Source organism: Aquisalimonas sp. 2447 (assembly GCF_012044895.1).
Lineage (GTDB): Bacteria > Pseudomonadota > Gammaproteobacteria > Nitrococcales > Aquisalimonadaceae > Aquisalimonas.
This window is the reverse complement of sequence record NZ_CP050695.1, coordinates 2,139,505-2,161,281: the sequence shown is the minus strand read 5'-3', so window position 1 is coordinate 2,161,281 and position 21,777 is coordinate 2,139,505. Positions and strand designations below refer to the sequence as shown.

Genomic DNA, 21,777 nt, shown 5'->3' with positions numbered 1-21,777 from the left:
CCCTGGCCTATGAAAGAATATTCCGCGTAAGCGTGCAGGGAAAACGCTGACTTATCGTTCAAATTGCAGCCAGAAGAGAGGCAATAATGACCAACAGTAAGAGTGCCGGTTTTACACTGATTGAGCTGGTGATCGTGATCGTGATTCTCGGGGTGCTGGCGGCGGTGGCCGCGCCGCGGTTTATTGATTTGAGTGAGGATGCGGAAAGCTCCGCGCTGCAGGCGCAGGCGAGTGCGATTACCTCTGCCAGCGCCATCAATTTTGCAGCGGCGGCGACTCGCGGAAGGGATGCGTCCGATGAGGATGTGGAGGAGGTGACGGAGTGCAACGACGAGACGGTGGGCCGCCTGCTTGAGGGTGGTCTGGACACTGAGCGTTATGAGGTTGTAAGCGGTAGCTTTGATGAGCAGGAGTTTGGTAGCCGCGCCACATGTGAACTCGAGGCTCTCAATAGTTCAGTCGAGAATCGGGACTTCACACTCATTTATGTGGGTAATGGTGGCTAATCTGTGGGGCTAGTAGTGCCCTGAGTGTTATGGGCAATGCACCCGACGCATCTGGAGGAAGGCTGTCGAATGTCAAGCTATCCAGGGAATGACGATCAGCGAGGCTTTCGGCGCGTTCCCGCGGAAACCGAGATCACCATCTGGCGCGCAGACGGCAGCGAACTGACTGCCCGTCTGCGCGACCTCAGCGGCAACGGCCTGTCGTTCACCACGGACACACCGCTGGATGACGGTGAGCGCATCCACGTGATCATCGCCGGTGGCCTGGCCACGCTGGAGCCTGCGGAGATCGATGCCGCCGTGGTGCGGGTGGAAGCGCAGAACGCCCACTGGCTGGTGGCGGCCCGGGTGGTCAGCGACATCGAGTGAGCGGTCCCTAATCCGCCGTCATTGAGAGAAGCGTAGCGACGAAGCAATCCAGCAGGGGTGAAGCATCGCCCGGCGTCTGGATTGCTTCGCTTTGCTCGCAATAACCGGCAAGCCGCAACGGCCCCGGCTGACCGGCGCTAGCTGCTGTCGTCGTCGGGGCCCGCCAGCTGGCCGGATTCCATGCGCTCCTTGATCTCCCGCGCCGACAAATGGGCGTTGCGGTCCTGGTTGATGCCGAACATGGCCGTGTACTCGGCGAACACCAGGTTCAGGGTGTCGCGGTAGCTGCGAATCTCTTCGTACATGTCACGCCCTTCCATGGTCGGTGGTGCGCCGGCCTCCCGGGGTGCGGCGCCATCGTCGCTGTCGGCGGTTTCACCGTCGTCGTCCTCCGACGCGGCCGGCTCGATGTTGGCATACGGCCGGATCACGTCCTCGAGATAATCCTGAAGCTGCTCCGCGGCTTCCGGGTCCCGGTTCAGGTAGAGATCGAGAAAGCGGCGGTAGAATGCCGTCTCCGCCTGTTTGATCTCCCGGACCTTCTCCTCCAGCGCGTCCCCGCTGTAGCCGAACCGGCCCTGGAGCAGTGAGCGCAGTTCGCTGTCGCGCGACGGCTCTTCGCTGCGCACGCGCTGGGCCAGGTTCTCCGCGGCGCGCTTCTCGCGGCGCCTGCGCCGTCCGGAGAGAATGAGCACCGTGGCCAGGACCAGGCCGACGATGATCACCAGTTCGAGCAGGATGATCATGATCAGGAGTTCCGTGCTGCTCATGCGTTCTCCCGGAGGTCGTTGGCATCCGCGTCATCGCCGGACAGGGCCGGCGGCGTGGTGCGCCGCTGCTGCAGCAGGTAGAAAATCAGGCCGATCACGGCGAACAGAATCAGGTTGAATACCACCAGCAGGGTGGCCAGAACAGCCACGTTGGGTCCGGCCGCCTCGCTGTCATCCGCGCCGGCGTCGAGCCCGGCGGTCTCGAAGCTGTCGATGGCCGCACGGAACGTGCGTCCGTCCGGCATGGTGCCGATGGCGTCGGCCCGGATGCCGAAGGTCTGGTGCGGGTCCAGGGTGTCCAGACTGATGTCCCAGTGCTCCGCGTCGTCGTTGTGCGAGACGCGCAGCCGTTGTTCGCTGCCACTCTCGGCGGTGAGGGTGAGCTCCACCTCCAGTGCCTGCGGGTCGATGGCGTCGGAGACAGGGCGGAAAATCAGGCGTCGCTGTAGTTCCGGGTGCTCTTCCAGACCCTCGCGCTCCATGGTCAGCGGCGTATCCAGGACCTCCAGTCGATGGCGTGCCTCGCGGCGGAAGGTGTCACTGCTCACGCGCACCACGAATTCCCGGGCTCCCGCCTCCGGGGTGACGGTGGTAGCGAACCGTCCGCTCTCCCCGTCACGCTCCAGCGCCCGGGCCTCGCCGGTGTCGTCAAGCAACCGGAACCGGGTCAGGTCCAGGAACCCGTCCCGGGTGATGGGCTCGTCCGCCTCGGTCAGGTACGCCCCAACGGCAAACGATTCGCCGCTGATGCTGTAGGCGGGCAGGTCGTCGGTGTGCAGCCGCAGGTCGGTGACGATCATCACCCGGTTGTCCGGATCCTCGGCACCGAGCAGCTCCCACTCGCCAGGGGGCGGCTGGTCGATGGTAATCAGGTCGTGATGAGGTTCGCTACGCCAGCGCACCCTGTCGCCGGCCATGGACTCGTCCAGGGTGTCGCCGTCGGGATCCCGCAGGCGGACGCCCTCGGAGTCACCGTCGTGGAAGGCTACCACGGTGAGCTCGGCGACAGTGTCATCCACCTGGAAGCGGTTGCGGTCCATGGGGAGGCTGTCCCGCTGGGCCACCTGGTCGAACAGCCCCAGGAACAGTCGCTCCAGTTCGCCAGCCTGTCGCGTGACGGCCATGCGCCCGCCGGTGCGCCGGGACAGTGCCTCCATCAGTTCCTGGTCGATCTCGTCGGACAGGCCTACGGCGTGGACCGTGACGCCGTGCTCGACCAAGCGGTCCATGAGTGGGCCCATGATCCGCTGGCGTTCTGCCTGATCCTCCTGCGGATCGTCGCTGATATTCACCTTGCCGTCGGTGAACAGCACCAGGTGGCGCGGCGCCGGATCGTCGGAAGGAGGCGCCGCGAACCAGTCCGCGGCGGCAGTCTCGAGGGCGGCACCGATGTCGGTGCCCTGGCCCATGGAGTGGATCCAGCGCGCCGCGCCGCGGGTGGTGTCGCGCCATTGCTGGTCCACCGCCGCCACGTCCACGATGGCGTTGACGTCATCGGCGAAATCCCAGACACCGGCCCGGGTGTCTTCGGGCAACAGCTCGGAGGTCAGGCGCAGGGCAGGGCGACGCAGGTTGTCGGGATCCGTGCGCAGCATGCTGGCCGAGACATCCACCAGAATGCGGACCTCGGCGTCCGGCGACTGGTCCGCTGTCGCCGGGGTGACCACCAACGGCGCGAGCAGAATGAGAAGCACAATGATGGAACAGCGCAGCAGGACAGCCAATCCCAGGCTCCGAATCAAGTTTGCCCAAGCATAGAGGGCGCGCAAGGGCACGGGAATGAGCAATCCCCGCGACTGCGGACCCGTTCACGTTATCGGCCGGTGGGGCGGTTTTCTTGAGCGCATTCGGCGGCCCGGCGGGGCGGATTCACTGGTTGCGCTGCAGGGTCTCGAACAGGTCCAGGTATTGCGCGGTGACCTTGTGGCGGGGTGCCAGCTGAATCAGTGGCACGGCCTTCTCATGCGACTCCTTGATCTTCACCGAGGAGGCGATATATGGCTGGAGTACCGGGTGCCCTTCCCCCTGTAGTTCCTCGACGGCCTGGCGCAGCACGTTGGCGCGGGCGTTGTACTGGTTGACGATGATGCCCTCGATGGCGAGCGCGCCGTTGTGATCCTCACGGATCTCCATCAGCGCCTCCAGCAGGTCGTACAGGGCGTAGCGGGAGAAGTCGTCGCAGTCGAAGGGAATCAGGCAACGCTCGGCGGCGATCAGCGCCGATCGGGTGTAGAAGTTCAGGGCCGGTGGCGTGTCCATGTAGATGGCGTCGTAGCTGTCGGACAGTTCCTCCAGTGCCTCCCGCAGCTTGTAGATCTTGTAGCGGGACTCCAGCTTGCCCTGGAGCTCATCCAGCTGCCGCGAGGCGGGCATGACATGGAGCCCGTTGAACGGCGTCTCGTGCACGAACGCTGTCAGCGGCTGCTGGTGCAAGCGGAAGCTGAGGAGCTGGTCGAAGTAGTCGGCGAGCGTTCCCTCCGGCGTTGCCTCGCGCCCGAGCAGGTAGCTGCTGGAATTCCCCTGGGAGTCGAGGTCCACCACCAGTGTCCGCAACCCCTGGTGGGCGCTGATGGCGGCCAGGTTGCAGGTGATGGTGGATTTGCCCACGCCGCCTTTCTGATTGAAAATCACTCGCCGCATCTGTCTTCTCCCGAGAGCCGCCCCATGACGCGCTGCAACGGGCAGTGTAATGATTGCACGACACGGGGTCGAGGCGCCGGGCGCGGACGCGCGCCGCACAACGCCGAGGATAAGGAATGACCTATCATTTGCTTCGCAACCTGTTGTTCCGCTTCGAACCGGAACGAGCCCACGCCATTTCCCTCGCCGCGCTTCGGGCAGGGGCCGGCCTGGGCATCAACCGGCTGATTGCCGGTCATGTTCCCGACATGGAACAGAAGGTCATGGGGCTGCGCTTTCCCAATCCGGTGGGGCTTGCCGCCGGGCTGGACAAGAATGGCGACGCCATCGCCGCCATGTCCGCCCTGGGTTTCGGTTTCATCGAGGTGGGCACGGTGACGCCGCGTCCGCAGTCCGGCAACCCGAAGCCGCGGCTGTTTCGTCTGCCGGAGGACAAGGCGCTGATCAACCGCCTCGGGTTCAACAACAAGGGGGTGGACTACCTGGTCTCCCGAATCCGTGCAGCCCGCTACCGTGGCGTGCTGGGGGTCAACATCGGCAAGAACCGGGATACCCCGGTGGAGAATGCCCTGGATGACTATGTGGCCTGCATGACCCGGGTCTACCCCCATGCGGACTACATTACCGTGAACGTATCGTCGCCGAATACGCCGGGGCTGCGGGAGTTGCAGCACGGCAGCCTGCTGGATGAACTGCTGGCCGGGATCAAGGCCGAACAGCTGCGGCTGAACGTGGCCTGGGGGCGGTATGTGCCCGTGGTGGTGAAGATCGCACCGGACATGAGTGACGAACAGCTGCTGACCACCGCCGACGCCCTGGTACGCCATGGCATGGACGCCGTGGCCGCCACCAACACCACCCTGGCACGCCCCGGACGCACGGCCCAGCGGGAGCATGGCGACGAGACCGGCGGCCTGAGTGGCCGGCCGCTGATGGACCGCTCCACGGAAGTGGTGCGGCTGCTGAGCGACCATCTGCAGGGGCGGCTGCCCATTATTGCCATCGGCGGCGTGGCCAGCGGTGCGGACGCTGCGCGCAAGTTCACCGCGGGGGCGAGCCTGGTGCAGCTCTACACTGGCCTGATCTACCAGGGGCCGGGCGTGGTCGGCGAGATCGTACGGCGCCTGCAGGCGGCCGAAGCAACCCACACGCCCATGGTGGGGAGCAGCCTGTGAGCGGTTTGCCAGCGTCGTACGGAATGCGCACAATACGCGGGCACGGAGAGGTGGCTGAGCGGTCGAAAGCGGCGGTCTTGAAAACCGTTGGCCCGCAAGGGCCCGGGGGTTCGAATCCCTCCCTCTCCGCCATGTTTCTCAAGGGTTCCCGCAGGGAGCCGAGTTCTCCGCTTTGCCCGCCAGTTCCTTGACATGCCTCCGGCAACTGGCGTCATAGGGGCATGTGCACAACCATTCCGTACAGGGCAGGTCCAGTGACCATTCAGCAGCGCGGCCCGGGGGCGATGTCCGCCGGATTCTCGCTGTTCGAGCTGTTACTGGTGCTGGTCATTGTTGGCGCGCTGGCACTGGTTGCCGGCGGCCGTTGGTCTGGCTGGACCGGCAATCTGGACGGGGCTGCGGATACCTTGGCGGCGGATCTGCGCTTCGCCCAGTCCCGCGCGCTGCATGACATCACCAGCTATCGCATCGTCTTCGACGGCGGTGACCGGTACTTCATTCAGCGGCAAGAAGGGGAAGACGACTTCGGGGATGCGGCGTTCGCGGATGGCAGCAGGGAACGGGAACTGCCCCGTGGCGTCCAGCGCTCGGGGCCTGCGGGAGACGAGGTTCGCTTTCGCTATCCACTCGGAGATCTCGACGGTGACGCCATCATCACCCTGAGTCGGAATGGTACCCAGCGATCACTGCGGGTGGTCGCCGAAACCGGGTACGTGGAGCGATGAGCATGGACGGAGCCGGCCGTTCCCGAGGCGCGACATTGCTGGAGTTGATCGCGGTCATCGTCTTGCTGGCCATCGCGATCCCCGCGCTGCTGGCATGGGTCAATGCGTCGCTGCGCGGCGCAGGGCTGGAATCGGAGTCCGTGCGCATGGCGCAGCTTGGACAGCAGCGCATGGAAGTGTTGCTGGTGGCCAAGCGTACGGGTGGTCTGGACTTTTCCAACCAGGAATTGTTTCAGGAGAGCTGCGACACGGCGCTGGACACGTTCGACCTGGCCGCGGCACTGACGGTGCCCGCTGGATACACACTGGATCGCCCGATCTGCGTTCTGGAGGAGGAAGAGGGGCGTGGCGAGATCAGCGTGACGATCTCGGGGCCTCGCTTGTCGCGGCAGTATCATCTAGAGGTGTACGGCCGTGACTAGGGTCCTGCCGCCGCAGTATTCGTTTCCGCACGCGATGCGCGGTTTCACGCTGATGGAACTGGTCCTCACGGTAGTGATTCTTGCCGTGGTTGCGGCGGCGGTCGCGCCAGTTGTGACCACGGGCTTGCGGGCGGTGGTCGACGGGCGGGATATGGCGGTCGATGAGGCTGAGGCCACACTGGCTCTCGAGCGCTTTGTGCGCGAAGTGCGCCGGGCTCAGTCCCTGGCCGGGACACCGGAGGACACCAGGGTGGAGAGCATCACGCTGACGCTTGCCGACGATAACGTGACCTATGAGTTTGCGGATGGCCGTCTCCTGCGCGACGGGCAGGTGCTGGCGCGCCGTGTGGATACCGAGGCGAACGATACCTTCTTCCGCGTTGATCGTATTCCGTTGGACGAAGACCGCGAGCGTAAGCACCACGTCACGATGGCGTTACGGATGGCAGCCTCCGGGGTGTCCTATCAGGCAACGGGAGTTCCGCGATGATCGGCAAGCGCGCGGTGAACGGAAGTGTGCTGGTGGTCGTGGTGGCATTGCTGGTGGTGCTCACGGTGCTCGGTGGTCTGCTTTCGGTTCTCACGACAACGGGCGCCCGCACCGGCGCTGATCAGAGCCAGAGCGTGCAGGCTTTCTATCACGCGGAATCGGGTCTTGAGTGGGCGGTATGGGAGATGCGGCGTCAGGAGCCGGACGACGATGACGAGTATGCCACCGCATGCGGCAGTCTGGAGGGCCATGAAGATCCGGACGGCCGTTACCGGATTACGGTGTTGGAGAATCAGGGCGGGAACTGCCGGCTCCAGTTCATCGGGGCCGTTCCCGGGATCGACAACCCGCAGGCGCAACGTCGCCTGCGGGTGACCATCAACCCGCGAGCAGTGGAAGGGCGCGATCCGAATGTCGTGCAGGATCCCGACAACTGGGCCAATGCCTGCAGCGGCGCGAATCGAAGCTGTAACGACGATGGCAGCCTCACCTTCAGCAGCAACTCCGGAAAAGATCAGCTGAATCGCTCCGGCGCAGCAGACGATCTCGTGGACGGCGATGCCTTCACCGGGGAGGACGAAGTCTTTTTGTTCCTACGGTTCAGGGAAGGCGAAGGGGATCCTGCGGATTTCGGCCTGGAGAACGTGCCGGAGAATGGTGATCGCATGTGGAGTTCAGATGGCACCGGTGATCTGCCGGACGGTTATAATGCGGGCGCCTCATTGGGCAACGGTTTCACCCCCAACCAGCTCAACGACAGCAATAATCTGCGGTTCATCATGGAGTGGGATGGCGATCAGATTACCCTGGAAGCCTCCTGCATCGGCACTCGCGCCGGGTGCGAGGGTGGAACAGATGACCCGGCAGACCAGTGGGGCGAGGAGTAAGCAGAGTGTCCCTGAACGACCGCACACAACCCTCGGGTGGAGTGGTAAAGACGTCCGATACCGACCCGGCGGGCAGCCAGTTACCGGCGGACTGCGAACGCATCGCTGCCTGCCTTGCCGGACCGGAGGTCACGGAACGCCCTGGACTGCCGCTGGACCGGTCTGCCCTGCGGGATGCCGCCGTCCTGGTGCCACTGGTGCAGCGCCCGGCCGGGCTGCACGTGATCCTGACCCGGCGCAGCGAGGATCTGGCCAGCCATGCGGGGCAGATCAGCTTTCCGGGCGGACGGATCGATCCCGGTGATGCCACGCCGCTGAAGGCTGCCCTCCGTGAAGCAGACGAGGAAATCAGTCTGGCGCCGTCGCGCGTGCAGCTGCTCGGGGCCATGCCCCATTACCCCACGGCCACCGGCTTCATGATCCACCCCTTCGTCGGTTATATCCGAGACAGCGGGATTCTGGTGCCGCAGCCGTCGGAGGTGGCGGAAATCTTCGAGGTGCCGCTGGCGTTCTTCCTGGACCCCGCGAACCACCGGCCGCATCACATCGAGCACCAGGGGCAGCAGTACCGCCTCCATGCCATGCCCTATGGGGACTACTACATCTGGGGCGCCACCGCGGCCATCCTGCGTGAACTCTACGCCCGCGTGCGCGGCCATGCCCCGGAGATGCTGCCGGAGCACGCGCGCCCCTGAATCCCTCAGGCGGCTGCCACGATACGGTTTCGCAGGGTGCCGATCCCCTCCACACCGCACTCCACCACATCACCCGGTTGCAGGAAGCGCGGCGGCTGCTGCGCGAAGCCCACGCCGCTGGGCGTGCCCGTGGCGATGATGTCCCCCGGCTCCAGGGTCATGACCGCGGACAGTCGCGCAATGGTATCGGCGACCCGGAACACCTGGTCGGAGGTGTGGCCGTCCTGCTGGCGTTCGCCATTGACGTCGCACCAGAGGCGGAGAGCATGCGGGTCCGACACCCGGTCCGCCGGTGTGATCCCCGGGCCCATGGGGCAGCCACCATCCAGGCTCTTGCCCAGAAAGAACTGCTTGTGCTGGAACTGCAGATCCCGGGCGGAGAGATCGTTGATCACCGTGTAGCCGAATACGTGTTCCAGGGCACGGTCTTCCGGGATGTGGCGTCCGCCGGTACCGATGACCACTGCGAGTTCCACCTCCCAGTCGAGCTGTGTGGTGACCCGGGGATCAAGCGGGATGTCGGCCGTGGGGCCGGTGACACTGCTGGTGGCCTTGGTGAAAACCACGGGATGCTCCGGCAGGGCCAGTTCCTGGCCTTTGGCCTGCTGGGATTCCCGTGCGTGTTCGGCATAGTTCAGCCCCAGGCAAATGATGTTCCTGGGTGGCCGCGGGATCGGCGCCAGGAGCTCTACCTCATCCACCGCAGGCGTCTCCCGGGCGTCGGCCAGGATTCGCGTGCGGTCGGCGGCACGGCCGTCTTGCAGAGCGGCCAGGAGGGTGGCGGGGTGGTCCGGTGCAGTGGCGGCGAGATGGACGCGGCCCTCATGGAGCATGCCCCAACGAGTGATCTGGTGGTGAACGACAGAAACGTACTGCATGGGCTCTCCCGGTGCCGGCATGATCCAGGGTGGTATATACTACGGGGCGATGCGGGTTTACCAAACTCTGTGCATGATTCGATGTCTCATGGAAGTAACCCCGGTTCCCGAAAGACGCGCATCGAAGGGCTGTCGCACTCCGAGACATCGCACCACTGGAGGCCGAATGTTCCTGATCCGGATAAGCCTTTCCGCCTTGTTGGCCCTGGGCGTGCTGGCGTTTCCTGCGCTGCTGGTGGCTGATGACTCCCTGGAAGGAGAGGCCGTCTCCGAGGAGGAGGATGACCGCTCGGAGGCCATGCGGCGCTATGGCACCGATCAGAACGTGTTCGAACTGCCGGAGGACGATGTTGATGTCATCGGCGAGGTGCACACGGTGGAGGCGCGCCGCGAGGACACGTTGCTGGAGATCGCACGGCGCCACGGCGTCGGCTACCGGGAGATTCGTCGTGCCAATCCCCATGTGGACCTGTGGATGCCGGGGGAGGGGACGGAGGTCACCATCCCCACCCGGTTCATTCTGCCACCGGGCCCCCGGGAAGGGATCGTGGTGAATCTCTCGGAGATGCGCCTGTACTACTACCCAGAACCGGGTGGGGATGGTCGTCGCGTGGTGGAAACCTACCCCATCAGTGTCGGTCGCATGGACTGGTCGACGCCCATCGGCGAAACCACGGTAACCATGCGCCTGGAAGACCCGGCGTGGTTCCCGCCGGCATCCGTGCGGCAGCGCTACGAAGAAGAAGGACGGCCGCTGCCGCGGCGGGTGGATCCTGGCCCCGACAACCCGCTGGGACGCCACGCCATTGGTCTGGATATCCCCGGGTATTTCATCCACGGCACCAATCGCCCGGCCGGGGTGGGCATGCAGGCGACCCATGGGTGCATCCGCATGTTCCCCGAGGATATCGAGCACATTATCCACCGTGTCGACAGCGGCACGAAGGTCCGGATTCTTGACGAACCGTACAAGGCCGGCTGGTCGGCCGATGGGGATCTCTATCTGCAAGCGTATCCCAGGCTGGCGGAGGACGAGGAGGCTGATGCGCAGGGAGTCACTCCGGCAGTGAAGGCCGTGGCCGGCGTGCTGCGTGAACGGTCCGCCCGGGTGGATTACGAGCGGTTGAAAGAGGTGGCGCGGAACGCGGAGGGGCGCCCGGAATCGATTACCCGGAAGGCAGTTCACCGGGACATGGCCAGCGCCGAATAGACGCCTCAGGACGCCGTCGGTTCACTTTGCGGATGCTGTGCCGCAGTCGCCAGACAAAAAAAACCCCGCCTTGGCGGGGTTTTTTCGCAACAGAGAAGTCTTACTTCTGCATGGACTCTTCGAACATGCGATCGATCTTCTCGTTGAGCTCTTCAATGCGCTCTTCGTTGCGGTTGGCCTTGTACTCAGCGGCCTTCGCCGTGCCTTCCGCCTCGAGAGCAGTCTCCCGGGCTTCATTGGCCACGTCCAGAGCCTGGGAAGCCTGGGACTGAGCATCTTCGACCATCTGACGCATCTCGTCTTCGTCGCCCTGAGCGGCGCAACCGACGAGGACACCCATGGACAGACCCAGGGCGGAGAGCTTCAGCAGGGATTTGAGGCTGTGCGACATGTGGTACGTCTCCTTTCGCTTTTGTTGTCTTGCCGAACAGCGTGAACGGCAATCGATGGACATTGTAGAACCAATCGGACGTTTACGAAACTCGTCACCCCCATGGTTCTACTCACAGCAAGGGTTTTTTTCAACCTTTCCGGGTGTCGGAAATGTTTCTCACACCCGCAGTAGGGAGATTAACAGTATTGGACGGGGCATGCCTCGTGTTGTTTTACGGCGACAACGGCAGAGCCCCTTCTTCGGCTTTCGCGGTGAGTTCCGCCTGGCCCGCAATGACGACCCGCGTGCCGACGCGAATGTACTCCGCCAGTTTGTCCATCTCGTCGTCGGTGACGGCGACGCAGCCGTTGGTCCAGTTGGCGCGGGCGTGGAGGTTGGGGTCGCCGTCGCCGACGCCGTGGATGCCGATATGCCCGCCCACGGCGGTACGCTGAGGCGGGAGGCGGCGCTCGCGCAGTGCATCGGTGATCTGCAGAAATTCATCCAGGTCCATGAGACCGCTGTTATAGGCGGTGCGCGCGTGGTGGAAATTCGGGAAGTCCAGGCCGAAGAAAAGGTGGAACCGGCTATCCTCGTTCACCCAGGCAACCCGAAAGTCTCCCAGCGGTGTGGTTTTGTCGCCACGCTCGCGAAGATGCGATACACCACCGCGTCCGATCGCGATGTGGGGCAGATGGAGCAACTCCTCTCCCTCGGCGTAGACGCGGATTTCCTTGCGGTCCGTATCAACGAGTACCCACGGGTCGCCCGCATGGGCCACGCTTGTGGCGACAAACAGCAGGAGGGCGGTCAGCAGCCTGATCATGATGAGATCGAATTGTCCCTGTATCCGAGAAGTGCCCGAACATCGTCCGCGGAGAACGGCCAATACAACTCCCGGCCATCGCTGCACCGGCGCAACACCGGGATGTTCTCGCCGTATTGGGCCATGAGGCCATCGTCCAGCGCAATATCAACTTCACGAACCGTGACGCCGTCCACAGGCAGAACGTCCACCAGTTCGCGTGCGGCCTCCTCGCACAGATGGCAGCCAAGTGTCCCGAACAGCAGGAACTGCGGAGACTGGCCTCGATGGGTTGCCTGCTCTATCATCCGCAATTGATTCCAACCATGTCAGTGTGCAATACCATGAGCCTCGCCACGGATGCTGCCAACGCCGGTCGCGCCCGGCGACACCGGGCGCCGGAACGCCGCCTGTCGGTGGCGCCCATGATGGACTGCACCGACCCCTACGCGCGTTACCTGCTACGCCTGATCACGCGGCAGGCTCTGCTGTATACGGAAATGGTACCCGCGCCGGCGATTGTACACGGGCGTTTGGACCTGTTTCTTGCCTTCGATCCTGCGGAACACCCGGTTGCCGTGCAGTTCGGCGGCGCGGATCCCGCCGAACTTGCCATCTGCGCGCGGTGGGCGCACCGCTACGGCTACGATGAGGTCAATCTGAACGTGGGCTGTCCCAGTGACCGCGTGCAGTCGGGCCGCTTCGGTGCCTGCCTGATGGCGGAGCCGCAGCGCGTGGCCGAGTGCGTGGCAGCCATGGCCGAGGCCTCGCCGTTGCCGGTCACCGTCAAGACCCGGATCGGCATCGATGACCAGGATTCCTGGGAGGCGCTCGAGGATTTCGTCGGCACGGTGAGCGAGGGTGGTGGTTGCGACAGCTTCGCCATCCACGCCCGCAAGGCCTGGCTGCAGGGGCTGAGCCCGAAACAGAACCGCGAGGTGCCGCCGCTGGACTATCAGCGGGTCTACCGGCTGAAGCAGGCGTTCCCGGGGCTGGAAATCATCATCAACGGCGGGATTACCGATCTGGAGCAGGCGGAGCAACACCTGCAGGCGGTGGACGGCGTCATGATCGGCCGCGAGGCCTACCACAACCCGTACATGCTGGCGGAGGTGGACCGTCGACTGTTCGGCGATGACCGCCCGGCCCCGTCCCGGCACGATATCCTCGAGGCCTATCTGCCGTTCGTGGAGACCCGGCTCCAGGCCGGCGCGCCGTTGAGCGCCATGAGCCGCCATCTACTGGGGTTGTTCCAGGGCGTTCCCGGAGCGCGGGCCTGGCGTCGCCACATCAGCGAGAATGCGCACAGGCCGGGTGCCGGGGTGGAGGTGCTGCAGGAGGCGGCGGCCAAGGTGGGTCGGCCGGCAGAGGCCGAAGCCGCCACGGCACCGCCCGGCGCCTGAAGGTTCAGCCAACACCGAATCGTTCGCGCAACGGGGCGCGGGACCGGTTCAGTGCCTGGGCGACTCCGGTGTTTTCCCAAGACGGAAGAATCGCCTTGCTGTTGCGGTGGCCGTGGTTGCCAGCGTCTCCGGATCCTCGCCGCGGTGATGCGCCACCGCTCGCGCCACATGCGGCAGGAAGGCCGGCTCGTTGCGGCCACCCTCCGGTTTGGGGCGCAGGTCCCGGGGAACGAGCCAGGGCGCATCGGTCTCGATCATCAACCGGTCGGCCGGGATGTCCTTGACCGTCTCCCGCAGTTCCCGGCCACGCCGCTCGTCGCAGATCCAGCCGGTGATGCCGATGTGCAGGTCCAGGTCCAGGTAATCGTAGAGCGCCTGTCGAGTGTCGGTGAAGCAGTGGATTACCGCATCCACCAGGTGGTCGCGCTGTTCCCGGAGCATGGCCAGCAGGCGGTCATGGGCGTCCCGTTGATGGATGAAGACCGGCAGACCCAGTTCGGCGGCGAGCTCGAGCTGACGCGCAAAGGCGGCCTCCTGGTCGGGCCTGGGTGAGAAGTCACGGTTGAAATCCAGCCCCGTCTCGCCGATGGCGACCACGCCGGGCTCGGCCGCAAGCCCCCGCAGGCTCGCCAGCGTCTCGCTGCCGCAGTCCCGCGCCCCATGGGGATGCACACCCGCCGTGGCGTACAGCACGCCGGGATGGGCAGCGGCCCAGTCGCGGGCGGCAATGCTTTCCCGTTCGCTGGTACCGGTGACGATCATGGCCTGAACACCGGCTTCCCGGGCGCGGGCAACCACGGCTTCGCGGTCCTTGCGGAACCGGTCACTGGTCAGGTTGACGCCGATGTCGATCAACTCCATGCAGGCCTCCCGTTGCGATAGCCGCGTATTATGGGGACTGTGGTCACGGTTGTCAGCGCCAGTGGCTCACGTCGTATTCCCCGTTAGAATGGTGCGCCTTGAAGGCATCACCAAACAGGAGGAGGACGCATGTCCGAGGCCCAGAGTTACGACGACCTGCCCATGTACTGGATCGGGGATTGGGCGGGGCGCCGTGCGGCACTCACTCCGCACCGGCCGGCAGTCTACGAGGCAGACACCGGAGTGAGATTGACCTTCGCCGAAGTGGACGATCGGGCTAACCGCGTCGGCGCCTGGCTGCTGGACGAGGCCGATCTGGGCAAGGGTGATCCGGTCTGCGTGATCTGCCGTAATCGCCAGGAAGCGGTGGACCTGTATTTTGCCTGCGGCAAGATCGGTGCGGTCCTGGCGCCGCTGAGTTACCGCCTGCGGCCGCGGGAGCTCAACGAGCTGCTGGAGCGCATCCAGCCCCGTGCGTTCGTCTACGAGGATGTCTTCGACGATCTGGTGGGCGAGCTGGACATGCCCGCGTCGGTGGAGCAACGGGTACGCATCAGCGATGGCAGCGACAGCGAGTTCGCCTCCCTGCTGGATTACCCGAGTCGGGACGTCAACGTCCCCCTGGCGCAGTCCGACACCTTTCTGTACATCCACACCGGCGGGACCACCGGCACACCCAAGGTATGCATCGTGCCTCATCGGCAGATGATCTGGAATGCGCTGGACATGATCGTGACCAGCGGCAATCTCATGGACCAGCGGGTGCTGATCACCTTCCCCATGTTCCATGTCGGTGGCTGGAACTCCTTTACCCCGGTATTCCACGCCGGCGGCCATGCGGTGATCACCCGCCAGTTCGACCCGGGGCAGGTGCTGGACGTCATCGAACGGGAAGGCGTGACCAGCTTCGGTGGGGTCGAGGCCATGCTGCGGTTCATTGCCGAGCACCCACGCTTTGCCGACACCGACCTCTCCACCGTGGAAGGCATTACCAGCGCCGGTGCGCCGTGCTCTGCCGAAGTGATGGATCCCTTCTACCAGCGTGGTATTCCCGTGGCCCAGGCGTACGGCCTTACCGAGGCGGGACCGTCGAACTTCATGTACAACGGCATTGACCAGGACCTGGAGACCATCCGCGCCCACAATCGCAGCATTGGCACCAGCATGATCCACTGCGATTTCCGCATTCTGGATCAGGAGACCCGGGAGCCGGTGGCCAGAGGAGAAGTGGGGGTACTGTGCATGCGCAGTCTGCATAACTTCGCCGGCTATCTGGGGCAACCGGATCGCACCCGCAAGGCATTGCTGGCGGACGGCTGGGTGGACAGTGGCGACTTGGCGGTCGAGGACCGGGAAGGCAACGTGCGCATCGTCGGCCGCGCCGACAACATGTTCATCAGCGGCGGCGAGAACGTCTCTCCGGAAGAAGTGGAGAACGTGGTACTGGAGCATCCCCGAGTTGCTCAGGCGTGCGTCATCGGCATGCCGGACGCCCGCTGGGGGCAGGTGCCCGTGGCTGCCGTTGTCACCGACGGCGAGGTGGGGGAAGACTTCACGGAGGAACTGCGCAAGCACTGTGGGCAGCACCTGGCTTCTTTCAAGGTGCCGGCCCGGGTGGTCGTCACGGATGCCATCCCCGTGACCGGCGCCGGCAAGATGGATCGCAATGCCCTGCACCGGCAGTTGGAGAGCTGAGGCCATGGTGACCCGTTGCCATGGTCGGGTTCTGGTGATCGCCGGCTCGGACTCCGGCGGTGGCGCCGGCATCCAGGCCGACATCAAGGCAATCACGGCATTGGGCGGTTACGCCATGACCGCGGTGACCGCCCTGACGGCGCAGAACACCGAGGGTGTCCACGGCGTGCATCCCGTGCCTCCGGCGTTTCTGCGTCAGCAGATCCAGGTGGTCATGGAGGATCTGCCACCCCAGGCGCTGAAGACCGGCATGCTTCACGACGGCGCAACCATCGAGTGCGTGGCCGAACTGGCGGAAGGCCCCGGACAGGGGCTGCCCCTTGTGGTCGATCCGGTCATGATTGCCCAGAGCGGGGCGCGGCTGCTGGAAGAGGAGGCCATGGATGCCCTGATGGAGCGATTGTTGCCGCTGACCACGCTGTTGACGCCCAATCTGCCGGAAGCGGAAGCGCTGCTCGGGCGCCGACTCCAGGGCCCCGATGATATGTCCGAAGCCGCGGTTGAGCTACGCTCCATGGGGCCGGAGACAGTTCTCCTGAAGGGTGGGCACCTGCAGGGCAATGAGCTGGTGGACGTTCTGGCTCACGCCGGCGGGGTGGAACGCTTTCACCATGGTCGCATCGATACCCGCCATACCCACGGCACCGGTTGCACGCTGGCCTCCGCGATTGCAACCGGGCTGGCGCAGGGCCGCGGCATCGAGGATGCGGTGTATCGTGCACGGGACTATCTGCTGGAAGCCATCCGCACGGCACCGGGCTTCGGGCGTGGTGATGGACCGGTGAATCATTGCCACACGGTGAAGCTCCCGCCCGACTGATCAGGAACCGGTGGCTGTGGTCTCACCGGAACCGGCGCTGTAACCACCGTAACGGCGCTCGACGTAGCGCTCGATGAGCGCCTTGAAGTCGTCGGTGAGATTCTCGCCCTTGAGCGTGACGGTTTTCTCGCCGTCCTCGTAGACGGGCGCTACGGGACGCTCCCCCGTCCCGGGCAGGCTGATACCGATGTTCGCGTGCTTGCTCTCGCCGGGGCCGTTGACCACACACCCCATGACCGCCAGCGTCATTTCCTCCACGCCCGGATAGTGCCGACGCCACTCCGGCATGCGTTCGCGCACATAGGACTGGACGTCACCGGCCAGCTCCTGGAAGTAGGTGCTGGTTGTGCGGCCGCAGCCAGGGCAGGCGGCCACCAGGGGCGTGAACGCACGCAGCCCCATGGTCTGCAGGAGTTCCTGCGCCACCTGTACCTCGTGGGTGCGGGACTCGCCCGGCTCCGGAGTCAGGGAGATACGGATGGTATCGCCGATACCCTGTTGCAGGAGCACGGCCAGCGCCGCCGAGGAGGCGACAATACCCTTGGAGCCCATGCCGGCCTCCGTCAGGCCCAGGTGCAGCGGGTACTCGCAGCGCTGCGCCAGATCCGTGTAGACCTCGATGAGATCCTGCACGCCGCTGAGCTTGCAGGAGATCACGATGCGGTCGTGACCGAGGCCCAGTTCCTCGGCGCGTCGGGCGCTTTCCAGCGCCGAGACGATCAGCGCCTCCTTCATGACCTCGCGGCTGTCCCGGGGCCGGTGCAGGGCCGCGTTGTCGTCCATCATCCGGGCCAGCAGATCCTGGTCGAGGCTGCCCCAGTTGACGCCGATGCGTACCGGCCGGTCGTAGCGACAGGCGGTCTCGATCATCTGTGCAAACTGGGTGTCACGACGGGCGCCGCGACCGACGTTCCCCGGGTTGATCCGGTACTTCGCCAGGGCCTCCGCGCAGGCCGGATGCTGCTCCAGCAGCTTGTGACCATTGAAGTGGAAATCCCCCACCAGGGGCACGTCGACCCCCATGGCCTCCAGGCGCTCGCGGATATGAGGTACGGCGGCGGCAGCGGCCTCGTTGTTCACCGGTACCCGCACGATTTCGGAGCCGGCGCGCGCCAGGTCCGCCACCTGGACGGCGGTGCCTACTTCGTCGGCCGTGTCGGTGTTGGTCATGGACTGCACCACCACCGGCGCGTCACCGCCGACTGTGACGTTGCCGATGGCGACCGGTACGGTGCGCCGGCGTGAAGGGATCTGGTCGGTTTGCATGATTCAGGCGTCGTCCGGTTGCGCGTGTGCCGGGCCTGCCCGACGGTTGGCGGGCATCGGCGACACCGACTGTGATAGGGTGCCGGCAGCGGCCCGGCAACGGGGCCAGGCATTTCCCACCGCGTTGCCGCTCCGGCCCACGGTGGAATCAGCCGCAATGATACAGCACAAGCAGAGGTTTGCCATGGAAAGCACGAGCACCGGCAGGCATACGGGGGGCGTCATGCTCCTCGCAGCGCTTCTGGTGGCCGGCTGCGCGACGCCGGAGCAGGACGACCGTCAACGTGCGCTTGCGCTCAATCAGGAGGCCCTGGAAGCCGAGGCCGCCGCCGATGATGCGGCAGCACGACAGGCCTACGAGGAACTGGTGGCGCTGGATCCGGAGCGTCCGCGAGCGTGGTTTCAGCTGGGCAACTTTGCCGCTGCCGACGGTGAGCTGGAGGCAGCGCGCCAGGCTTTCGTCAATGCCCTGGAGCATGACCCGGAATACCAGGAGGCGCGCTACAACCTGGGCCTGGTTCACATGCGCCGGGGCGCTGAATTGCTCACCGAAGCCCGGGATGACATGCCCGAGAGCGCCAGCACGCGTGCCACGGACGTCTACCTGAGCTGCCTGCTGGCGCAGGTCGTGCGTAATCCGGATATCGAGATCCCGTGCCCGGACCTCCCTTGACGCACGCCGGTGGCGTGGTCAGCCGGGTTGTCCAGCCAGCGGGCGAGGGGCGTTTTCCGGCACCAGGCCACCGCGAATGAATGCCAGCGCAGCCTCCATGACGTCATCCGGTGGCATGGTGCCCTCCCAGACGGGGTAGCGCAGCCCCAGGAACGATGCCATACCCATGAGCGCCCACGCCTGGCCATAGGCCGATCCGGGGCGGATCTGGCCTTCTTTCTGCGCCTTCTCCAGCCGTAGCGTGTAGACCCGCGCCATCTGCTCGTAGTATTCGCGGTAGATGGATTCGTCGATGAACTGCGATTCCAGCACCACGCGGTAGAGGTTCTTGTCTTCCATGGCGAAGCGCAGGAACGCTTCCAGGCCGACGCGCTCGATCTCCACGCGATCGGTAATGCCGTGGGTGGCGCGGGTCAGGGTGTGACGTAGCTTACGGTTCATGAACCGGACCAGTTCGCGGAGGATCTCCTCCTTGGAATCGTAGTAGATGTAGAACGTCCCCTGGGCCACGCCGGCGCGCCGGGTGATGCTGCTGACCGAGGCCGAGTGAAATCCCTTTTCGCCGAATTCCGATTCGGCGGCCGCCAGTAGCTTCTGGCGTGTCTGTTCGCCTCGCGCCGTTACGGGCTTGCGTGTTGTCCTTGCCAATGCAACGTCCCCTGGTGTTGTTTACGGGTCCCTGACAGGCTGCCGGGACGGGCCAGGATGGCCATTTCAGTCGCCTGTTAACGGTCCGGAACGGTATGGAAGCCGGTGATCGCTGTCAAACCCGCCCCATACGCGCCAGCTGTACCTTCAGGGTAAACGGGCTTGATACATGACTCAATGTTCACGTTGACGTGGTCACCCTCCCCGCGAGCGGTGAAGGTCGCCTGTGGTAACGTGTTCGCCGTAATCCGACAGCGAGGAGTTCCGCGTGAGCGCGATGCAGGATCTGCTGTTCCTGATGGCGAGCCTCCGGGATCCGGAAAAGGGATGTCCCTGGGACGTGGCGCAGGATTTCCACTCCATTGCGCCCTACACCCTCGAGGAAGCCTACGAAGTCGCAGACGCGATCCAGCGGGAGGACATGACAGACCTCCGCGACGAACTCGGGGACCTGCTGTTCCAGGTGGTCTTCCATGCGCAGATGGCCATGGAACAGGGCGCCTTTGATTTCGACGATGTCGCCCGTGGCATTCACGACAAGATGGTACGGCGCCATCCGCACGTGTTCGGTGAACAGACCGGCGGGCAGGGGAGTGCGCCGTCCTGGGAAGCACTCAAGGCCGAGGAGCGGCGTCAGCGTGACGACAGCGATCCCTCGACCCTGGCGCATGTGCCGACCACGCTTCCCGGGCTGACCCGGGCCGCCAAACTCACCCGGCGGGCTGCCCGTGTGGGTTTCGACTGGCCCTCGGCGGACGGCGTGATCGCGAAGGTCCGCGAGGAACTCGCCGAACTCGAGGAGGCCCGTCAGGCGGACACCATCCGTGAGCAGGAGGAAGAGTTCGGCGACCTGCTGTTCGCCTGTGCCAATCTTGGCCGGCACCTGGGTATTGACCCCGAGCGTGCACTGCGCGTTGCCAACGCCAAGTTCGAACGCCGTTTCCGGGACATGGAACAGGCCATGAGATCGGCGGGAGTGGACTTTTCCGGAGCCGACATGGCAGACAAGCAAGTTGCCTGGGAACAGGCCAAGCGTCGCGAACGGGGAGACGATGAATGACCGGGAATGAGCGACATGACCAAGGACTCTCTCCCACGGCAAGGGCTCGCCGCGCCGGTTTTCGGGCGTCACTGCAGGTGACGGTATTGGCGATGGCCCTTGCTTGGTTGCCCGGGCAGGTGCACGCCGAAAGCGCTGCGCAAAGCAACTGGTACCTGGGTGCCGGGGCGCGAGTGATGAAGCTCGAGGGGCTGCAGGAAGGCTACGGCGGGTCGCTGTTGCTTGGCTGGAAGCTGCCGTACCGCCACACGGAGACGCCACGGTCCAGTATAGCCCTGGAGTTCGACCTGACGGCGACCACGGATCCTTTATCGCGGCGCGCGGATGGCGAACGGGCCGAAGCCGACCTGCGCCAGGGCGGTGCCTATCTGGCGCTGAACACCTTCGTTACCGAGCGGGTGTTTCACCGTGTGCGCCTGGGCGGGGTGGTCAGGCACCTGGATAACGACGTGCGCAGCCGGACCCAGGGGCGCCTGGTCTTCGGCTTCGGCCTTGGTCTGCGGCTCACTGAGAGACTGGACCTGCTGGCGGACGCCCAGACCCAGTACTGGAGCGTTCCGGACGATCTGTTGCACGAGGGCGGCGTCACCGCCCGCTGGCATTTCTAGGGAATTGTTATGCGTTTCCCTAGTCTTCGACGGGTTTCACGCGGATCAGTAACCCCAGGCGCGGGTGGTCCAGGTAATGAAGTTCGTCGCTGCGCATGCGACGACGCTCCTGCATGACCACCACCGGTTCGGGATCCTCCAGTGCAACGCTGGCAAGGGCCGCCCGGGGTTCGGGCTGGTCATCGCCGGCTTCCAGCCAGCGGAGATCCGTTTGCACGTGCAGGAACCGCTCGCGGGCGACCCTGATTCCCCCGGACAGGCCCTCGGGTGGCCGCGGCGCGAGCTCGAGGCTGTCGTCCAGTTCCTCGTCCATGGCCGCGGCCAGTTCCGGTGCACCGTTGTCCTCGGCGGGATCCGGTGCCGGACTTTGCCCGGGAGGGATGGCAACGGCGGCTGCCCGTTCCCGTTCGACGCCTGGCTGTACCCAGGCAAGGTGTTCCAGGACCTGGTAGCCGCTGGCATCGTCCAGCCGGCGTGCGGTTGCACGCAGTTCCAGATCGGCTCCGTCCAGATGGCGGAACGCCGTTTCTCCGGGGCTGGCGTCCTCCCGCAGTTCGGCATACTCCTGGAATGCCACCGGATCCGGTCTCACGGGCCAGCGTTCCGGGCTGTCGGGGTCGTCACCCTCCTGGGTGAAGATGATGACTTCGACCCGGTAGAGGTCGGTATCCGCGCCCACCGATGCCGGCGCCAGCACCATGGTAAAGGCCAGGCTAAGCGCTGCAGCACCGGCAAACCGCCGTTGCAGATTACGATGCATCGAATGACTCCAGGCGTTCCGATTTGTTCCAGTGTGCC

The 21,777-nt window shown here is 65.0% G+C and carries 26 protein-coding genes and 1 tRNA gene; 16 read left to right on the top strand and 11 right to left on the bottom strand.

Translation table 11 applies throughout. The features are described from left to right. The first annotated feature begins 86 nt into the window (after nucleotides 1-86). Nucleotides 87-506, top strand: a complete 420-nt coding sequence (locus KU884_RS19170; protein ID WP_167782551.1) for a type II secretion system protein — start codon at nucleotides 87-89, stop codon at nucleotides 504-506. A 69-nt stretch (nucleotides 507-575) separates the two neighbouring features. Further along, nucleotides 576-875, top strand: coding sequence for a PilZ domain-containing protein (locus tag KU884_RS10225; protein WP_167782550.1), 300 nt, complete (start codon nucleotides 576-578; stop codon nucleotides 873-875). A 137-nt stretch (nucleotides 876-1,012) separates the two neighbouring features. Here KU884_RS10225 and KU884_RS10220 read toward each other — a convergent pair whose 3' ends face one another. From KU884_RS10220 to KU884_RS10210, 3 genes are all read right to left on the bottom strand, one after another. Beyond that, the gene (locus KU884_RS10220; RefSeq protein WP_167782549.1) at nucleotides 1,013-1,645 is read right to left on the bottom strand and encodes a hypothetical protein; all 633 of its coding nucleotides are present in this window, start codon (nucleotides 1,643-1,645) and stop codon (nucleotides 1,013-1,015) included. Next, nucleotides 1,642-3,369: a VWA domain-containing protein gene (locus tag KU884_RS10215; RefSeq protein WP_167782548.1), complete on the bottom strand. Its 1,728-nt coding sequence runs from the start codon at nucleotides 3,367-3,369 to the stop codon at nucleotides 1,642-1,644. The genes KU884_RS10220 and KU884_RS10215 overlap by 4 nt, the downstream gene beginning before the upstream one ends. Before the next feature lie 145 nt (nucleotides 3,370-3,514). Then, the gene (locus tag KU884_RS10210) at nucleotides 3,515-4,285 is read right to left on the bottom strand and encodes a ParA family protein (protein WP_167782547.1); all 771 of its coding nucleotides are present in this window, start codon (nucleotides 4,283-4,285) and stop codon (nucleotides 3,515-3,517) included. Between the two features lie 116 nt (nucleotides 4,286-4,401). Here KU884_RS10210 and KU884_RS10205 point away from each other — a divergent pair, with 116 nt between their 5' ends. The 7 genes from KU884_RS10205 (at nucleotide 4,402) to KU884_RS10175 (ending at nucleotide 8,679) form a co-directional block, all read left to right on the top strand. Further along, a complete protein-coding gene (locus tag KU884_RS10205; RefSeq protein ID WP_167782546.1) occupies nucleotides 4,402-5,460 on the top strand; it encodes a quinone-dependent dihydroorotate dehydrogenase in 1,059 nt (352 codons plus the stop codon). Between the two features lie 44 nt (nucleotides 5,461-5,504). Further along, nucleotides 5,505-5,592 (top strand) — tRNA-Ser (locus KU884_RS10200). 122 nt (nucleotides 5,593-5,714) lie between these two features. After that, the gene (locus KU884_RS10195; protein WP_167782545.1) at nucleotides 5,715-6,185 is read left to right on the top strand and encodes a prepilin-type N-terminal cleavage/methylation domain-containing protein; all 471 of its coding nucleotides are present in this window, start codon (nucleotides 5,715-5,717) and stop codon (nucleotides 6,183-6,185) included. Between the two features lie 2 nt (nucleotides 6,186-6,187). After that, a complete protein-coding gene (locus tag KU884_RS10190) occupies nucleotides 6,188-6,607 on the top strand; it encodes a type II secretion system protein (RefSeq protein WP_167782544.1) in 420 nt (139 codons plus the stop codon). Further along, entirely contained in the window at nucleotides 6,600-7,097 is a 498-nt protein-coding gene (locus tag KU884_RS10185; RefSeq protein ID WP_167782543.1) for a prepilin-type N-terminal cleavage/methylation domain-containing protein, read from the top strand. Before KU884_RS10190 ends, KU884_RS10185 begins: the two co-directional genes overlap by 8 nt. Continuing rightward, nucleotides 7,094-7,984 (top strand): PilX N-terminal domain-containing pilus assembly protein, encoded by an 891-nt coding sequence (locus KU884_RS10180; protein WP_167782542.1) that lies wholly within the window; start codon nucleotides 7,094-7,096, stop codon nucleotides 7,982-7,984. The genes KU884_RS10185 and KU884_RS10180 overlap by 4 nt, the downstream gene beginning before the upstream one ends. Nucleotides 7,985-7,989: 5 nt before the next feature. Then, nucleotides 7,990-8,679, top strand: coding sequence for a CoA pyrophosphatase (locus KU884_RS10175; RefSeq protein ID WP_254432019.1), 690 nt, complete (start codon nucleotides 7,990-7,992; stop codon nucleotides 8,677-8,679). A 5-nt stretch (nucleotides 8,680-8,684) separates the two neighbouring features. On the opposite strand, the gene KU884_RS10170 is transcribed toward KU884_RS10175, so the two are convergent. After that, a complete protein-coding gene (locus KU884_RS10170; RefSeq protein WP_167782541.1) occupies nucleotides 8,685-9,557 on the bottom strand; it encodes a fumarylacetoacetate hydrolase family protein in 873 nt (290 codons plus the stop codon). Between the two features lie 166 nt (nucleotides 9,558-9,723). Between KU884_RS10170 and KU884_RS10165 the strand changes: the two genes are divergently transcribed. Next, nucleotides 9,724-10,767, top strand: a complete 1,044-nt coding sequence (locus tag KU884_RS10165; RefSeq protein ID WP_167782540.1) for a L,D-transpeptidase family protein — start codon at nucleotides 9,724-9,726, stop codon at nucleotides 10,765-10,767. Between the two features lie 100 nt (nucleotides 10,768-10,867). On the opposite strand, the gene KU884_RS10160 is transcribed toward KU884_RS10165, so the two are convergent. From KU884_RS10160 to KU884_RS10150, 3 genes are all read right to left on the bottom strand, one after another. Next, complete coding sequence (locus KU884_RS10160; RefSeq protein WP_167782539.1) at nucleotides 10,868-11,158, bottom strand: Lpp/OprI family alanine-zipper lipoprotein; 291 nt, start codon at nucleotides 11,156-11,158, stop codon at nucleotides 10,868-10,870. Between the two features lie 214 nt (nucleotides 11,159-11,372). Then, a complete protein-coding gene (locus KU884_RS10155; protein ID WP_167782538.1) occupies nucleotides 11,373-11,966 on the bottom strand; it encodes a murein L,D-transpeptidase family protein in 594 nt (197 codons plus the stop codon). Further along, a complete protein-coding gene (locus KU884_RS10150; protein ID WP_167782537.1) occupies nucleotides 11,963-12,253 on the bottom strand; it encodes a glutaredoxin family protein in 291 nt (96 codons plus the stop codon). The genes KU884_RS10155 and KU884_RS10150 overlap by 4 nt, the downstream gene beginning before the upstream one ends. 117 nt (nucleotides 12,254-12,370) lie before the next feature. Here KU884_RS10150 and dusA point away from each other — a divergent pair, with 117 nt between their 5' ends. Further along, complete coding sequence (dusA, locus tag KU884_RS10145) at nucleotides 12,371-13,348, top strand: tRNA dihydrouridine(20/20a) synthase DusA (protein ID WP_254432258.1); 978 nt, start codon at nucleotides 12,371-12,373, stop codon at nucleotides 13,346-13,348. Between the two features lie 48 nt (nucleotides 13,349-13,396). Here the strand turns inward: dusA and KU884_RS10140 are convergent, their stop codons facing one another. Continuing rightward, nucleotides 13,397-14,209, bottom strand: a complete 813-nt coding sequence (locus KU884_RS10140; protein ID WP_174813730.1) for a TatD family hydrolase — start codon at nucleotides 14,207-14,209, stop codon at nucleotides 13,397-13,399. Nucleotides 14,210-14,338: 129 nt separating this feature from the next. Here KU884_RS10140 and KU884_RS10135 point away from each other — a divergent pair, with 129 nt between their 5' ends. Both KU884_RS10135 and thiD read left to right on the top strand, forming a co-directional pair. After that, nucleotides 14,339-15,904, top strand: a complete 1,566-nt coding sequence (locus KU884_RS10135; protein WP_167782535.1) for a class I adenylate-forming enzyme family protein — start codon at nucleotides 14,339-14,341, stop codon at nucleotides 15,902-15,904. Between the two features lie 4 nt (nucleotides 15,905-15,908). Next, nucleotides 15,909-16,724 carry a bifunctional hydroxymethylpyrimidine kinase/phosphomethylpyrimidine kinase gene (gene thiD / locus KU884_RS10130; protein ID WP_167782534.1) on the top strand — a complete coding sequence of 272 codons (816 nt, stop codon included), beginning with the start codon at nucleotides 15,909-15,911 and terminating at the stop codon, nucleotides 16,722-16,724. Here thiD and ispG read toward each other — a convergent pair whose 3' ends face one another. Continuing rightward, nucleotides 16,725-17,990, bottom strand: coding sequence for a flavodoxin-dependent (E)-4-hydroxy-3-methylbut-2-enyl-diphosphate synthase (gene ispG / locus KU884_RS10125; RefSeq protein ID WP_167782533.1), 1,266 nt, complete (start codon nucleotides 17,988-17,990; stop codon nucleotides 16,725-16,727). A gap of 223 nt (nucleotides 17,991-18,213) precedes the next feature. Between ispG and KU884_RS10120 the strand changes: the two genes are divergently transcribed. After that, the gene (locus KU884_RS10120) at nucleotides 18,214-18,663 is read left to right on the top strand and encodes a tetratricopeptide repeat protein (RefSeq protein ID WP_167782532.1); all 450 of its coding nucleotides are present in this window, start codon (nucleotides 18,214-18,216) and stop codon (nucleotides 18,661-18,663) included. A gap of 18 nt (nucleotides 18,664-18,681) precedes the next feature. Here KU884_RS10120 and KU884_RS10115 read toward each other — a convergent pair whose 3' ends face one another. Further along, nucleotides 18,682-19,311, bottom strand: coding sequence for a TetR/AcrR family transcriptional regulator (locus KU884_RS10115; protein ID WP_167782531.1), 630 nt, complete (start codon nucleotides 19,309-19,311; stop codon nucleotides 18,682-18,684). A 277-nt stretch (nucleotides 19,312-19,588) separates the two neighbouring features. Here KU884_RS10115 and mazG point away from each other — a divergent pair, with 277 nt between their 5' ends. Then, nucleotides 19,589-20,371: a nucleoside triphosphate pyrophosphohydrolase gene (mazG, locus tag KU884_RS10110; RefSeq protein WP_167784203.1), complete on the top strand. Its 783-nt coding sequence runs from the start codon at nucleotides 19,589-19,591 to the stop codon at nucleotides 20,369-20,371. A 92-nt stretch (nucleotides 20,372-20,463) separates the two neighbouring features. Beyond that, nucleotides 20,464-20,979 carry a hypothetical protein gene (locus KU884_RS10105; protein WP_167782530.1) on the top strand — a complete coding sequence of 172 codons (516 nt, stop codon included), beginning with the start codon at nucleotides 20,464-20,466 and terminating at the stop codon, nucleotides 20,977-20,979. A gap of 19 nt (nucleotides 20,980-20,998) precedes the next feature. Here the strand turns inward: KU884_RS10105 and KU884_RS10100 are convergent, their stop codons facing one another. Further along, nucleotides 20,999-21,739 (bottom strand): CsiV family protein, encoded by a 741-nt coding sequence (locus KU884_RS10100; RefSeq protein ID WP_167782529.1) that lies wholly within the window; start codon nucleotides 21,737-21,739, stop codon nucleotides 20,999-21,001. Nucleotides 21,740-21,777: the final 38 nt, after the last annotated feature.